This is a genomic window from Deinococcus peraridilitoris DSM 19664, from assembly GCF_000317835.1.
Taxonomy (GTDB): Bacteria; Deinococcota; Deinococci; order Deinococcales; family Deinococcaceae; genus Deinococcus_A; species Deinococcus_A peraridilitoris.
Genome location: NC_019789.1, coordinates 191,177 through 204,167, shown reverse-complemented (window position 1 = coordinate 204,167; position 12,991 = coordinate 191,177). Strand labels below are relative to the sequence as shown.

Here is a 12,991-nt window from a genome sequence, read left to right as displayed (position 1 = left end):
AGCTGCGGACGCCCTGAGTGTCCGCCGCTTCGGTTTCGCTTTGAGGACGTGACGGTGACCGTCACTGCGCCTGCCGGTCACCTTAACATCACGGCTGGACCCATTCCCCGTTGGACCGAAGTGGTATAAGTGAAGCGCATTGCACGCACCAACGGCCGCCGCGAGATGGCCCCGGACCGGCTGTCCACGCTGATTTTCACCATTCAGGGAGTACCTGATGACCGGATTGCCTGCAGACCACAAGCGCCCCCGACCCCAGCCGACGGGTGGCGTTGCCGTCACCGCGGCCACGGCCGTGCTGATCGCGACGGCCATCCAACAGCGACCACGTCCCACCTTGCCGGAAGTCCGGGCCGCCGCTTGGCGTCTGCTGCGAGCGGTACTGCCCAGCCGCCGCGCGTTTGCGGTGCAGCTGTGGGATGGCAGCGTCCTGCCCGCCACCGAACCTGAAACGGCTCGGCTGATCCTGCGGAGTCCCGACTCACTCGGCCGTATGCTGCGCCTTCCGCTGGACGTGGCGATGGGCGAAGCGTACCTGCGTGGTGATTACGACATCGAGGGTGACGTAGGCAGCGTTGCCGGCATCGCCGACACCTTCGATGCTCACCTGACCCCCACCTCGATCGCGCAACACCTGCGCGACGTCGAAGTGCTGCGCCGCCAGGCGGGTGGCGCGCCACCTCCGCCGTTCGCTCAGCTTGAAGGTCAACCGCACTCCCGCAAGCGTGACCGGCAGGCCATCACTTACCATTACGACGTCTCCAACAACTTCTATCAACTGTGGCTGGATCGCCGTATGGTGTACTCCTGCGCCTACTTCCCCAACGGGAGCGAGACACTGGATGAAGCACAACACGCCAAACTCGAACTGATCTGCCGCAAATTGCGTCTGAAACCCGGTGAGCGGCTGCTGGACATCGGCTGCGGATGGGGTGGTCTCGCCATTTACGCCGCGCAGCATCACGGTGTGCAGGTGTTGGGCGTGACGCTCTCCGAACGGCAGTTGCGCGAAGGGCGTCAGCGGGTGGAGGCGGCCGGTCTGGCCGGGCAGGTCAAGCTGGAGCTTCTCGATTACCGTGACGTGCGCGGGGAGTTCGACAAGATTTCCAGCGTCGGCATGGCCGAGCACGTGGGGCGCCGTCAGATGTCCGCCTACTTTGCCAAGGCCTACGCCGCGCTCCGCCCGGGCGGGTTGATGCTCAACCACGCCATCTCCGACGGACTGCAGCAGGCGCGGGTCTCGAGCCTGCTGCAGTCCGGGAACTTCGCGCGCAGGTACGTCTTTCCGGACGGCGAGCTGCTGTCCATCTGGGAGACCCTCAAGTACGCCAGTGAGGCACTGTTCGAGGTGCGTGACGTGGAAAATCTACGCGAACACTACGCCCAGACCTTGAAACATTGGGCCGCGAACCTCGAACGGGAACAGGCGTCGGCGTTGGCGGAAGTGGGACCGGAGCGCTTCCGCCTGTGGCGCCTGTACCTGAATGCCGCGGCGTACTACTTCGAGAACGGGCACCTGTCGATCTTTCAGGCGCTGCTCGCCAAACCCGATGAGCAGCGCCGGGTAGACCTGCCCCGCAGCCGCGCCGATCTGTATCGGTGACGCTGAAGGGCTGCCGTCGCGCCCTGACGCCAGCTCCGCGTGACCCAGCGCGGGCAGGAGTACGCTTGAAAGGCTCGAGCTGGAGGCGCGCCTCCATCGGCGTCGTACACGTTCGGTCATGCCAGCACGTCTGTGCGTGAATGCTGCGGGCGTTCTTGTCCGCGAGAAGCAGCGCTCGCGAGGTGCCCGACGCAACAGGGAATGGCGTTCGGGCAGGTCGTCTGCTGATCATCTGGAATACGCACCGCGACGGATGACTTCGAAGTATGGCCAGCGATCGAAAGTCGCCTTCATTTTCAGGTGCGTTCTCCTGCCAGGTCAGGAGCCGCATGTGCCCGCCATACCGGATCCGAATCGGGGTTCACTGGTTCGAACTCGACGACCTGGGGCGTGTCATACGGTCTTGCGTTGAGGATCTTCCGAGGAGCATGCTGAGGCGTGCCCCCCGAAGTTCGTTTGAAGCCGCACTTGACCTCGGATGAATTGCGCAAGTGCTATCGGTGCTGTGCTCACCCTGCCGACAAGACACGCTGGCACGCCTTGTGGTTGATCTCGCAAGACAAGGCCAATCGCCACGTCGCGCAAGTCGTCGACCGTTCGCATACTTGGGTCAACGACCTGGTGCGTGCCTACAACGAAGGCGGACCCAACGCCGTACCCACCCACAAGCGTGCAGGCGAAGCACGCGGCGGCAAGAAAGCGGTCTTGGACGTCAGCGGCGTCTTGGAACTCGGGCAAGCGCTCGACACCGAGGCACCGCCAGGCGGGGGACTGTGGACGGGCGCAAAGGTCGCGGCTTGGATTGCAGCGAAGACGGGCCATCGTCCTGACCAAGCGACCGGCTGGCGATACTTGCAAAAGCTCGGTTACAGCCAGCAAACGTCGCGTCCCGCGCATCCCCAGGCGGCCAGCAAGGAAGAGCAAGCGGCGTTCCAAAAAAAATCCTCGCACTGAGTGCCAAGCTCCAAGCCGAACATCCGGACAAGGACGTGCGGTTGTGCTTTCAGGACGAGGCGCGGTTCGGTCTCAAGCCCACGTCTCGCCGTCTGTGGGCCAAGAAAGGTCAGCGACCGACGGCGCCCAGTACCGTCAAGTACCAGTGGACGTACCTGTACGCAGTCGTCGAGCCTGCGCTGGGTCGGGTGTTCTGGTTCGTATTGCCGAAGGTTGACACGTGCGTCATGAGCGTCTTCTTGCGCGCCTATGCGGCTTCACTACCCGAGAAGGTCATCGCCCTGCTCGTGCTTGACGGTGCAGGCTGGCATTCGACCAGGAAACTCAAGGTGCCCGACAACATCGTGTTGGCCGTCTTGCCACCCTACTCGCCCGAACTCAACCCAGCTGAACGCTTGTGGACCTTGGTGCGTGAGGCGACGCACCACCAGACCTTCACTGATCTCGACGCCCTCGAACAGCGGCTGTGCACTCGCTGCGTGGAACTCGATGCACAGCCACAGGTCATTTCATCCGCAACGGCCTACTTGGGCTACTACCCTGAAAGTTCATGAATGCAATACCGTATCATGCTGCGTCCGCCGATCGCACCCCGGCTCCGACAAACGCTTGCCTTCAGGACGCGCGACCTCGTCAAGCGACGCGCCGAACCGCGCTGAGATCATGACCCGAGCGACGCGTGCCGTGCTTGCGGAAGCGCAGCGTTCCGAGAGCAGCCAAGCGTCGGGGCGGATCACGTTCAATCCCGCTGCTGTGCCGGCGGCTTGGGCGGCACCGCACCTGCCCACAATACCTTCTTGGGGTACACCACTCCCTGGGCTACACTCACTGCACCGGCGCACGCTCACATCGCCGCTTGAAGTCATTCCTGGAGCACTCTCTTATGCGCCTTGACCTTGTTTCGCTGCTCGACATGCTCGTCCGCATTGACTCCATCAACCCCAGCCTCGTTCCCGGCGGAGCAGGGGAAGCGAACATCGCGCGCGCGCTCGCGCAGCTACTGACGCAGCAAGGCGTGAAGGTGGAACTCGACGAGGCCGCACCTGGACGCACGAGCGTCATCGCCACCGTCAAAGGACGCGGTGGTGGACGCGCGCTGATGCTGAATGCCCACCTGGACACCGTGGGAGTGAGCGGCATGACCGCCCCGTTCACGCCCCGCATCGAGCACGGACGAATGTACGGTCGCGGCACCTACGACATGAAAGGCGCACTTGCCGCGTGCATTCTGGCGCTGCTGAGCGCGCGCGGTGTCGACCTGCGGGGTGACGTCATCCTGACTGCAGTCGCGGATGAGGAGCACGCCAGCCTCGGCATGCAGAGCGTACTGACACGCGTGACGGCCGACGCGGCCATCGTCGCCGAGCCGACCGGTTTGCAGCTGTGCACCGCCCACAAGGGCTTCACCTGGCACGAGATCACCACGCACGGTCGCGCTGCGCACGGTTCCCGAGCTGACCTCGGCGTGGACGCCATTTCGCACATGGGCCGGGTGCTCGTCGCGCTGGAGCAGCTCAACCGGAATCTGCAGCAGCGCGCCGCGCACCCGCTGCTCGGGCACGCCTCCCTGCACGCCTCCCTCATCGACGGAGGGCAGGAACTCTCCAGCTACCCTGAGCGCTGCACCCTGCGGCTTGAACGCCGCACGCTGCCCGGAGAAAGCGTCACGCAGATCGAAGCGGAACTGAAGGACCTGCTGGCGGACCTGGGTGCTCAGGACCCGACGTTCCAGGCAGAACTCAAGCTGACCCTTGCGCGCGAACCGTTCAGTACGCCCCCCACTGCGGAGATTTCCCGTCATCTTCTGGAGCAGGCAGAACGCATCCTCGGTCGGGCTCCCGCGAAAGTCGGCCAGGGATTTTGGATGGACGCCGCGCTCATCGCGGCGTCCGGTATTCCGACCATTGTGTTCGGTCCGGATGGCAGCGGCGCGCATGCGACGGAAGAATGGGTGGATCTCGACTCCCTCCGCGCCTGCACCGACATTCTGACGGCCACCATCCGCGTCTTCTGTGCCTGAACGAGGAGCCCGTCTGTATGAACACCGAACGCGCCCGACTGTACTGGAATGAACACCCACAGCGCTGGGGGGAGCTCCCGGACGCCGACGGGCTTGGCGCCTTTCATGCCCGGCTGCCGGGGTACGCGCCCACGCCACTGCGCGCGGCTCCATCTGCAGCACGCCAGTTGGGTGTCCGGCAGGTGTGGGTCAAAGATGAATCCGACCGGCTGGGCTTGCCCGCCTATAAGATCCTCGGAGCGTCCTGGGCCACCTACCGCGCGCTGGAGGCGCGCTTCGGCCCGTTCCAACCGTGGTGCACGCTCGAGGAACTCTCGCGTCAGCTCCGCGCGCATCTTCCCCTGGAGCTGGTATGCGCGACCGATGGGAATCATGGACGTGCCGTGGCACGCATGGCCCGCTGGCTGGGCCTGAACGCACGAATCCTGGTGCCTGCGGACATGGCGAGCGCCCGGGTCGACGCCATCGCGCAAGAAGGAGCGACGGTGCAGGTCGTACGGGGAACGTATGATGACGCGGTCATGCAGGCCGCGCGGCTCGTCGGTGAACGGTCCCTGGTGATCAGCGACACCGCCTGGGAAGGGTACGAGCAGATTCCGCGCTGTGTGGTGGAAGGGTACGCGACGATTTTCCGTGAAATCGACGGGCAGCTCGCCGTGCTGGGTGAAGCGCCACCCGAGGTGGTGGCCGCGCAGATGGGAGTGGGTGCGCTGGCCGCGTCGGTCGTGCGTCACTACCGCCGTGCGGGTGCATCCTCGCGGGTGGTCGGGGTGGAACCCACCCGCGCCCCGTGCGTCCTCGAGTCGGTGCTGGCAGGCGGTCTGGTCAGTGTGCCCGGGCCGCACGATTCGATCATGGCGGGCCTGAACTGTGGTCGCCCCTCGCCGGTCGCCTGGCCGTGGGTCTCGCAGGGGATCGACGCCTTTCTGGCCGTGCCGGATGAACGGGCGCGGGAAGCGATGCGTTTGCTGGCACGCGACGGCATTGTTTCCGGTGAGAGTGGCGCGGCAGGGCTGGCAGGCTTCATCGAACTCTTCACGGGCGCAGGGCGGGAGGAGCGTCGGGAAAGGCTCGGGTTGACCGCTGACTCAGCGTTGCTGGTGATCAGCACTGAAGGAGCAACGGACCCCGTCGGGTACGCCCGCGTGGTTGGTCAAGTAGCCACCAGGGGCACTCAGGGTTTGTCGTGAGAACCGTGAAGCTGCTCCTGGCGGACGAACGCGCTTCCGCTCCGTTGGCCGCTCGTGGCCTGTCCGCGAAAGTCAGGAGGTCAGGGTGTGACAGGGGCGTGATGAGTCGGCCCGTATTCCTGTCTCACGTATTTTTGGCACGCCGGTTGCCACCACCCGCCGTGTAAGGGCGCCTGACGAGCATACAGGACAATGGGAAGTGTCTTACGGCCGCTCGTGCTCGCTTTTCGTCTGTGGCAGTGCGGCAGGAACGTTCTGGCCTGCGCTGGTACCCAGTCTTGCCTGTCCTGGCGTTGCTGCTTTGGCCTGTCACCCGTGCGGCCGGATTGAAGGGCGCAAGCGCCCGCCACCAGTTTTCCAAGCCCGAGTTTCAAGATCCGGAGTGCGCGGTTCTGCGACACTCGCGGAAATGTGTTGAAGTATGAGGCCGTGAAAGCAGGAAAGTAATGCACTTACGTTGAGTGTTTTCGGGCACAGGATTGCGGTCAATCTGCATCAGCCGCAGCTGAATGACAAGAATGACCGGGACTGAAACTGTCTTATTCCTCCTTTGTAAACGCATGGTCTGTAATTTTTTTCATAATATTCTGTGTGATAGTTCAATGAAATGCCGACAGTTAATGCCCGAGCGTCACTTCGACGCCTGCCTCTTGGCCTGATCAGCTTCACCCTGCTGCTCGCCAGCTGCGGCAACAACCCACCCTCACCTTCCGCCCAGACCCAACCAGCGCCAACGAGCATCGAACCCCAGGCGCTGCCCGCCGACGCCCTGCGCATCTCGAGCTCCACTGCCAGCAGCGCCAGCAGCAGCAGCAACACTTCAGTGAAATCCTGGGATGACAACCTCGGCACCTGGTGGAGCGCCAACGGTCTCGGCCAGTGGGTACGGTACGACCTCGGGAGCGCGAAGACCATTGACGCCGTCTCGCTCGCATGGTACCGCGGGGATAAACGCAAGGCCACCTTCGACGTCGAGCTCAGCAAAGACGGCAGCAGCTGGACCAAAGTGCTCAGCAAAGTCAGCAGCAGTGGCACCACCCTCAATCCCCAACGCCACAACGTTCCCGATCAGGCCGCCCGCTACATTCGCGTGACCAACCACGGAAACACGGAAAACTCCGCCATCGCCATTACGGAAGCCATCGTGCACGGCACGGGCGGCACCCTCAGCGCGGGCAAAGCGTACTACGTCGATTGCAGCGCCGGCAGTGACAGCAACAACGGCACCAGCAGCAGCAGTGCCTGGCGCAGCCTCGGCAAAGCCAACGACAGCATTCTCAATCCGGGTGACCGTCTGCTCCTCAAGCGCGGCTGCAGCTGGACCGGACCCCTCAAAGCCCGCTGGAACGGAAGCAGCAGCAGCCCCGTGACGATCAGCGCGTACGGCAGCGGCGACCTTCCACTGATCCGCAACGGCAGCCCGGGTGCGGTCGCCATCAGCGGCACCTACCAGATCATCGAGCATGTGCGCGTCACGGCTGACCAGCCTGCACCCTACCCTCTTGCCATCAAATGCACCAGCACGCCCAACGGCTGGAAGATCGGTTTTTCATTCATGAGCGGTTCGCACCACAACACCCTCCGGCACGCCAGCGCTTCCGGACTCACCGCCGGAGTCCACCTGGCGACGGGGAGCGCGCGCAACAAAGTGCTGCGCAACCGCCTGACCGACAACAAGGTGATGTCCTCCAATACCACCGACCCGAACATCGACAATTCCGGAGCTTGGGGCGTGCTGATCAATGGGGACCACAACGAGGTCGCGTGGAATTATTTCTCTGGGAATTCCGCGTGCTCGGAAAAGTACACCATCGAAGGCGCCAGCCTGGAAGTCTACAAAGCCAGCGGAAACTACTTTCACCACAACACCAGCATCAACGACACGACCTTCAGCGAAATGGGCGGCAAACCCGATCAACGCTCGGAAAACAACGTGTACGCCTACAACCTGTTCGCGCCGCTCAACACCCCCTACAAAACAGGGGAGTTGCTCGTCGTGCGCGGCTGGAACAGCGAGCACTGGGGAGCGAACCCCGGAACGAAGTTCTATAACAACACCGCCTTCAACGTGAACCTCGGTATCGCCTGCGCGTACGGTTGCGACAAAAGCATTCTCAGCGCGCGCAACAACATCATCGTGATGCGCGCTGACATGACCAAGTTCGCCCTGGAATCGGACGCAGACTTCGACGAAGGCAACAATATCTACTGGCGACTCGGCGGCGGTGACCCGAAAGTCATCCGTCCGGGAGGCATCGATCCCACCTCGAGAATCACCGATCCGCAGTTGAGTGACCCGATGAACCGTAATTTTGGGCTGAACGCGGGCAGCCCGGCAGTGGACGCCGGGGTGTACGGGCCCGTGCAGGATCTGGGAATCACCCTCGACCTTGACGGAAAAGACAATACGGTTGGTACCAACCCGGACCTTGGGGCCTTCGAACGCCAGTAGTGAATCGCTTCAGGTGACGTCGGTCACCTGAAGCGAAGCTGAGGTGCACGCCGAGCGGGAATTCATTGCCAGAAGGTCGTCACTACCCGGCGCCGCTTACCTTTCAACACCGTGCCGGAACCATACAACCAGGGGCGCAGCGAAAAAGAGTCATCTCTCCGCTGCGTCCCTGATCTGATCGACGGGCGCCCACGGCACAACCGGAATTCGTGCGACGATGCCTGGCGCGCTTTGCATGTGGAAGTTGAGTACACCGGAAAGTCCTTTCGTTCCGAAACGGCTTCTTGTCCATCAGGCCCAACGTCAGGGCAGCGGCCGTGAAACGCCACCGAGAGCGCCGTATGGGCGTCCGGACCGTCCCTGTCAGGTCTTCCCCGCCCTACTGCTGAGCGCGCGGCACGCCAGACCGCCCGCCAGTTCCGGCACAGGAAAGTCATGATGTCGGCCAGCCAGAAAAAGCCCGGCGCGCCTTCTGGCTCACATCGAGGATTTGCGTGGTCGCGCGGCGTTGTTCGACGCCTTTAACCTCACCAACCGTGCGCCAGGTGAGGTGCGCTGCGTCATCGCGAGCGTCGGGGAGAACGTACCCAGGGTGGTCGCGTAGCACAGCACAGCGGTCCAGGACTCCCGGTGGGGCAGGGAGTACTCGTCGTGCCGGTGACGCAGGTGCTGTTCGTCAGGGAGGGAGAGCGAGTGCCCGTCTACGACCTCACGGTTCCCGCTCGCTTGAGGGAGGACCACGCGGAGATGAGCTTCTGGCAGTTCGCCCGGCACCAGGACGTGTTCGTGATGAGCGCTGAGTTCGTGATAGCCCTACATCTCCATGCCGCGTGACAGACCGCCGCCTGCAGTGAACGTCACGTGCTGCCCCTGCAGTACGTTCCCGGCATCCCTCGTGCGTGCCACGATTACCCGGCCCGAATCCTCGACGAGCACCGTCTCCGCACTTTTCAGCGTGACATGGCCGCTATACTGCCGTCCGCGACTCGCCGTGGCGACGTACATCTCGTTCCAGTTGACCTGTGCGTGCTCCAGGCTCCGAATGGCGCTCTGCAGCATCCGCACCTTATCCGGGCTGGTGACTTCCAGCGTCATGCGCCGCATCGGTTCGTTATCCCCGCTCATTGCGGCGATGCTCACCTGGATCATGCGCTCCTGCGAGATGACAGAGAAATCCACGGTATGCCCGGCGTGCTCCGCGAGCTGCGTAATAAACGCCCGCTGCGTTCTACCGTTCCCCTCTCGGAAAGGATGGGCCGCGTTCATGTCCGCCAGCAGGTCCGCTGCTTTCCGCGTGAACTCATCCCTGGTGGTGGCACGCAGGTGGTTTTCCTGCGCGAGCTGCTGAAAGACGCTGTTCAGGTACGGCTCGATCTGCGCGGTATGCGCGAAGGTCGTATCACCCTTGTGCAGGTAGCCATGCAGCGTAAACGACTCGCCATCAATCGTGGTCAGTTCACCCCGCAACTTCCCCGAAAAAGCGTACACGTCCTGAAACAGGTGGTGGTGGATCGCCTTCAGTAGTCTGCCCCCTGAGAAGTGGTCCAGCTGAATGGAGAGGATACGGCCTCAGAAAGACGAGGATGGATCCATGCCGAAGAGCAAGTTGACCGATGAGCAGACCATACAGTTGTTACGCGAAGCCGAGAAGGGCGAGAAGACGGTGGAGGCGCTGTGCCGGGAGTACGGCATCAGCGACGCGACCTTCTACAAATTGCGCAACAGGTACGCGGGCAGTGACGTGCAAGACCTCAAGAGATTGAAGCAGCTGGAAGCGGAGAACGCTCGGCTGCTGAGGTTGGTGGGGCAACTGACGCTGGAGAACAGCGCCATGAAGGAAGTGGTCCGAAAAAAGTTCTGAAGCCTCAGGAGCAACGCCAGGCGGGTGAGTTGCTGATGCAGCAGGGCGTATCGCAGCGCAGGGCAGCGCAGTTGCTCGGGATGCACCGTTCCAGCTTGAGGTACCAGAACAAGCCGAGATCACCGAGCACGGCGGCACTGACGGCACGAATACGCGCACTCGCGGAGCAATACCCGACCTACGGGTACCGGCGGATTCATGTGGTGCTGCTCAAAGAACACTGGTACGTCAACCGCAAACGGGTGCACCGGATCTGGAAACCCGAGCAGCTGGTACGAAAGCCAACACCGAAACGCAAGAGGCTCAGAACGGGCAACAGTGTCCCAGAGCGGGCGGAGTACCCGAATCACGTGTGGTCGTACGACTTTGTATTCGACGAGGTCAGCGGTGGGGAGAAGCTGAAGTTCCTGACCCTGGTGGATCAGTTCACCAGGGAGTGTCTGGCCTTGGAGGTGGGGCTGTCGTTCACGTCCAAGGATGTCCAGGAAGTATTGGAGCGGGTGATGACGCTGCGGGGCGTGCCAGTGTACCTGCGGAGCGACAACGGGCCGGAGTTCATCGCGCATGACTTGCAGATCTGGCTGGGCGTGTCAGGCACAAGGGCGCGCTACATCGAGCCAGGGAAACCGTGGCAGAACGGCTTCTCGGAGAGCTTCCATGCGCGCTTTCGGGAAGAGTGCCTGAACCGCGAGGTGTTCGGCAGCCTGCTGGAAGCCAAGGTGGTGTCCAGGGCGTTCCAGCGCTTTTATAACGAGGAGCGACCCCACTCGGCTTTGCGGTATCTGGCGCCGCTGGAGTTCCGGCGGTGCTGGGAGGCTCAGCAAGCTGAGTTGAAGGTGGTAGCGTAACCCAGGGCCTTTCCTCTCGATTCAGCTGGACCACTCAATGGGGACCACCCAGCACCTTTATCGACGAAGATCTTCATGAACGCAGAAACATCAATCTCGTCAGTTGTTAGCACGAGGCATCGGTCTTTGGCTTCAAGACTGACGTCGTACCTGAACTGCTCCATCTCGTGAGGATTGAGGATGTAGAGGTTCAGCTGGTGAAGAAGTTGACGCAAGTCCTCGCCGAACTCTCGGTTATTTTCGCCGACTTCCAGAATCCCCTTATCAACAGCAATGTCGACTTGCCTCGTAATTTGCTGAATTGCTTCCCTGACTTTATTGGCGTCTGCCTCTGTCTTGAATGTCCCCACCATCACCAGATTCATCGAGTGCTCCGAGCCGTACCCCTGCCAGACTTTCATGAACCCTCCTCGGGAGACCGCATCCGAAGTGCACGAAGTGCGGAACGAATATTGCCACTTTCCAATGTGACTCCTATACGACTGAATGACGTTGGGAGCAATCTTCCGGCGGCATTGATGTGTGCGTATGAGTCAAGAGCTCGCTCCTTGGGTAGGGCCCGACATGTAGGAAAAGATTCAGCCTTGGTTTCACTCATGGTGAGGGGAACAGCACCCTGGTACGAATCCATCCACCTGCGCAGCTGCGTAAGTGTGTCTGCCTCGATTCCAGTACAACCCATCGTGGATTCCTCAGGAAGCAACAGCAGTTCTCGTGCACCGACTCTTTCAGCTAGCGCCGCTACGGCAGGTAGGTCACCCACCGTTCTGGCGTTCACTACCATGTTCAGCCCAAAAGGGGCCAGCGAGCGGGCTGTCTCTAACCGTTGCATAACAGCCTGAAACGGTCTTTTCCGTAATGCTTCGTAAGTTGTACCGACCCCGTCTACACTCACACGGATAAAGTGAACATGACCTTCCAACTTCCGCGCCAACTCCCTATCCAAGTGATGGCCATGAGTCGTAAAGGTCACAGCCACCTCAGTCTGGATGGCAGTGAAACGGACAATTTCCGCAAAGTCGGGATGCAGTGTCGGTTCTCCTCCACCGAACCCAACCCCAAAACATCCCAATTCGTCGAATTCCAACAACCAGCTTTTCAACCGAGTGAACTCCAACCGGTGACGAGACTTTGGTGCGTAACAGTACGGGCAGGACAAATCGCACGCGTTGGTTAACGCGATCGAGACCTGCCGTGGGGCCACAGACCACTGCTCCTCCGGGATGCCGCACTCGTCGAGGAGGATGTTCCAGCCTGTTAAGCGGTCGAAGAAGTGGATACCATCTGGGCCGAAGCGTGTCTTCACTTATTGATACCGGCATAGCTTTGCGGGATAAGCTGTGGGGATAGCCAGTTGGCAACCCAGCAAATACAGCCGCGTACAGCTCGAAGAGCGACGACTGGCGGCCCTGGAATGGCTGCAAGCAAGCACCGCCACACACAAAGAAATCGCTGAACACTTCGGTGTCTCGGTCAAGACCGTCTCCAGCTGGAAGGAACGCCTCAAGAAAAACGGTACCCTTCAAGCCACGGTGGCCCAAGGACGCACACCCTTCCTGACCCAGGAGCAGCACGACCAGGTGCGGACACTGCTGCGAGAAGGACCGCTGGCGCATGGCTTTCCTGATGACACCTGGACCACGCCCCGCGTGCGAGAACTGATCGGCCGGAATCTGAACGTCTGGTATCACCGGGACCATGTCCGGAAACTGCTGCACGCCTTGGGGTTCACTCCACAGAAACCCGATGGGCGTGCAGTCGAGCGCAACGATCAGCGGATCATGACCTGGGTGGAACAAGTCCACCCGGAGTTGGAAAAAAAAGGTGGCTGAGGGCGCAACACTGGTCTACCTCGACGAGGTGGGCTTCGCAATGAAGGGGGTGAGACGACGCACTTGGAGCACCCGAGGTGTAACCCCCCTGGTGCGGTTACCAGCGAACTGGGACAAGCTCTCCACCATCGGAGCCATCACCTCTGGAGGGCACTTTTTCCAGAACACCAAGAAGGGCGCCATGTGCAGCAGTGACGTCATTGGGGTTGGGTCGATTTTGCGTAGGTGAAG

General features: G+C 61.8%; 14 protein-coding genes. 11 read left to right on the top strand and 3 right to left on the bottom strand.

Features of this window, described 5'->3' with window-relative positions:
- The first annotated feature begins 217 nt into the window (after positions 1 to 217).
- The 7 genes from DEIPE_RS19760 (at position 218) to DEIPE_RS19730 (ending at position 9,053) form a co-directional block, all read left to right on the top strand.
- Positions 218 to 1,603 (top strand): SAM-dependent methyltransferase, encoded by a 1,386-nt coding sequence (locus tag DEIPE_RS19760; protein ID WP_015231339.1) that lies wholly within the window; start codon positions 218 to 220, stop codon positions 1,601 to 1,603.
- A gap of 438 nt (positions 1,604 to 2,041) precedes the next feature.
- On the top strand, positions 2,042 to 2,557 hold the full coding sequence (locus tag DEIPE_RS19755; protein ID WP_083865705.1) for a winged helix-turn-helix domain-containing protein: 516 nt from the start codon (positions 2,042 to 2,044) through the stop codon (positions 2,555 to 2,557).
- Entirely contained in the window at positions 2,446 to 3,111 is a 666-nt protein-coding gene (locus tag DEIPE_RS19750; RefSeq protein WP_083865706.1) for an IS630 family transposase, read from the top strand. The genes DEIPE_RS19755 and DEIPE_RS19750 overlap by 112 nt, the downstream gene beginning before the upstream one ends.
- A gap of 329 nt (positions 3,112 to 3,440) precedes the next feature.
- On the top strand, positions 3,441 to 4,577 hold the full coding sequence (locus tag DEIPE_RS19745; protein WP_015231337.1) for an ArgE/DapE family deacylase: 1,137 nt from the start codon (positions 3,441 to 3,443) through the stop codon (positions 4,575 to 4,577).
- Positions 4,578 to 4,594: 17 nt separating this feature from the next.
- Positions 4,595 to 5,767, top strand: coding sequence for a diaminopropionate ammonia-lyase (locus tag DEIPE_RS19740; RefSeq protein ID WP_015231336.1), 1,173 nt, complete (start codon positions 4,595 to 4,597; stop codon positions 5,765 to 5,767).
- Positions 5,768 to 6,374: 607 nt separating this feature from the next.
- Positions 6,375 to 8,219 carry a discoidin domain-containing protein gene (locus DEIPE_RS19735; RefSeq protein ID WP_015231335.1) on the top strand — a complete coding sequence of 615 codons (1,845 nt, stop codon included), beginning with the start codon at positions 6,375 to 6,377 and terminating at the stop codon, positions 8,217 to 8,219.
- Between the two features lie 630 nt (positions 8,220 to 8,849).
- The gene (locus DEIPE_RS19730; protein ID WP_015231334.1) at positions 8,850 to 9,053 is read left to right on the top strand and encodes a hypothetical protein; all 204 of its coding nucleotides are present in this window, start codon (positions 8,850 to 8,852) and stop codon (positions 9,051 to 9,053) included.
- On the opposite strand, the gene DEIPE_RS19725 is transcribed toward DEIPE_RS19730, so the two are convergent.
- Positions 9,033 to 9,731 (bottom strand): Fic/DOC family protein, encoded by a 699-nt coding sequence (locus DEIPE_RS19725; protein ID WP_281168022.1) that lies wholly within the window; start codon positions 9,729 to 9,731, stop codon positions 9,033 to 9,035. The genes DEIPE_RS19730 and DEIPE_RS19725 overlap by 21 nt on opposite strands.
- A gap of 79 nt (positions 9,732 to 9,810) precedes the next feature.
- Here DEIPE_RS19725 and DEIPE_RS19720 point away from each other — a divergent pair, with 79 nt between their 5' ends.
- Positions 9,811 to 10,080: a transposase gene (locus DEIPE_RS19720; protein WP_015231333.1), complete on the top strand. Its 270-nt coding sequence runs from the start codon at positions 9,811 to 9,813 to the stop codon at positions 10,078 to 10,080.
- 35 nt (positions 10,081 to 10,115) lie between these two features.
- Positions 10,116 to 10,928 carry an IS3 family transposase gene (locus tag DEIPE_RS19715; RefSeq protein WP_015231332.1) on the top strand — a complete coding sequence of 271 codons (813 nt, stop codon included), beginning with the start codon at positions 10,116 to 10,118 and terminating at the stop codon, positions 10,926 to 10,928.
- Here the strand turns inward: DEIPE_RS19715 and DEIPE_RS19710 are convergent.
- Positions 10,898 to 11,329 carry a DUF6375 family protein gene (locus tag DEIPE_RS19710; RefSeq protein WP_015231331.1) on the bottom strand — a complete coding sequence of 144 codons (432 nt, stop codon included), beginning with the start codon at positions 11,327 to 11,329 and terminating at the stop codon, positions 10,898 to 10,900. The genes DEIPE_RS19715 and DEIPE_RS19710 overlap by 31 nt on opposite strands.
- Positions 11,326 to 12,132 carry a radical SAM protein gene (locus DEIPE_RS23390; RefSeq protein ID WP_245557689.1) on the bottom strand — a complete coding sequence of 269 codons (807 nt, stop codon included), beginning with the start codon at positions 12,130 to 12,132 and terminating at the stop codon, positions 11,326 to 11,328. The genes DEIPE_RS19710 and DEIPE_RS23390 overlap by 4 nt, the downstream gene beginning before the upstream one ends.
- A gap of 136 nt (positions 12,133 to 12,268) precedes the next feature.
- On the opposite strand from DEIPE_RS23390, the gene DEIPE_RS24745 reads away from it, so the two are divergent.
- Together DEIPE_RS24745 and DEIPE_RS25620 are read left to right on the top strand one after the other, a co-directional pair.
- The gene (locus tag DEIPE_RS24745; RefSeq protein WP_217218498.1) at positions 12,269 to 12,760 is read left to right on the top strand and encodes a winged helix-turn-helix domain-containing protein; all 492 of its coding nucleotides are present in this window, start codon (positions 12,269 to 12,271) and stop codon (positions 12,758 to 12,760) included.
- Positions 12,753 to 12,989, top strand: coding sequence for a transposase (locus DEIPE_RS25620; protein ID WP_041231795.1), 237 nt, complete (start codon positions 12,753 to 12,755; stop codon positions 12,987 to 12,989). Before DEIPE_RS24745 ends, DEIPE_RS25620 begins: the two co-directional genes overlap by 8 nt.
- The last annotated feature ends 2 nt before the right edge of the window (positions 12,990 to 12,991 follow it).

What these genes read in the sequence shown, in the direction of transcription:
- DEIPE_RS19745 (WP_015231337.1), top strand. Translation starts at nt 3,441, where the DNA reads ATGCGCCTTGACCTTGTTTCGCTGCTCGACATGCTCGTCCGCATTGAC.
- DEIPE_RS19735 (WP_015231335.1), top strand. Translation starts at nt 6,375, where the DNA reads ATGCCGACAGTTAATGCCCGAGCGTCACTTCGACGCCTGCCTCTTGGC.
- DEIPE_RS19760 (WP_015231339.1), top strand. Translation starts at nt 218, where the DNA reads ATGACCGGATTGCCTGCAGACCACAAGCGCCCCCGACCCCAGCCGACG.
- DEIPE_RS19715 (WP_015231332.1), top strand. Translation starts at nt 10,116, where the DNA reads ATGCAGCAGGGCGTATCGCAGCGCAGGGCAGCGCAGTTGCTCGGGATG.
- DEIPE_RS19710 (WP_015231331.1), bottom strand. Translation starts at nt 11,329, where the DNA reads ATGAAAGTCTGGCAGGGGTACGGCTCGGAGCACTCGATGAATCTGGTG.
- DEIPE_RS19720 (WP_015231333.1), top strand. Translation starts at nt 9,811, where the DNA reads ATGCCGAAGAGCAAGTTGACCGATGAGCAGACCATACAGTTGTTACGC.
- DEIPE_RS19740 (WP_015231336.1), top strand. Translation starts at nt 4,595, where the DNA reads ATGAACACCGAACGCGCCCGACTGTACTGGAATGAACACCCACAGCGC.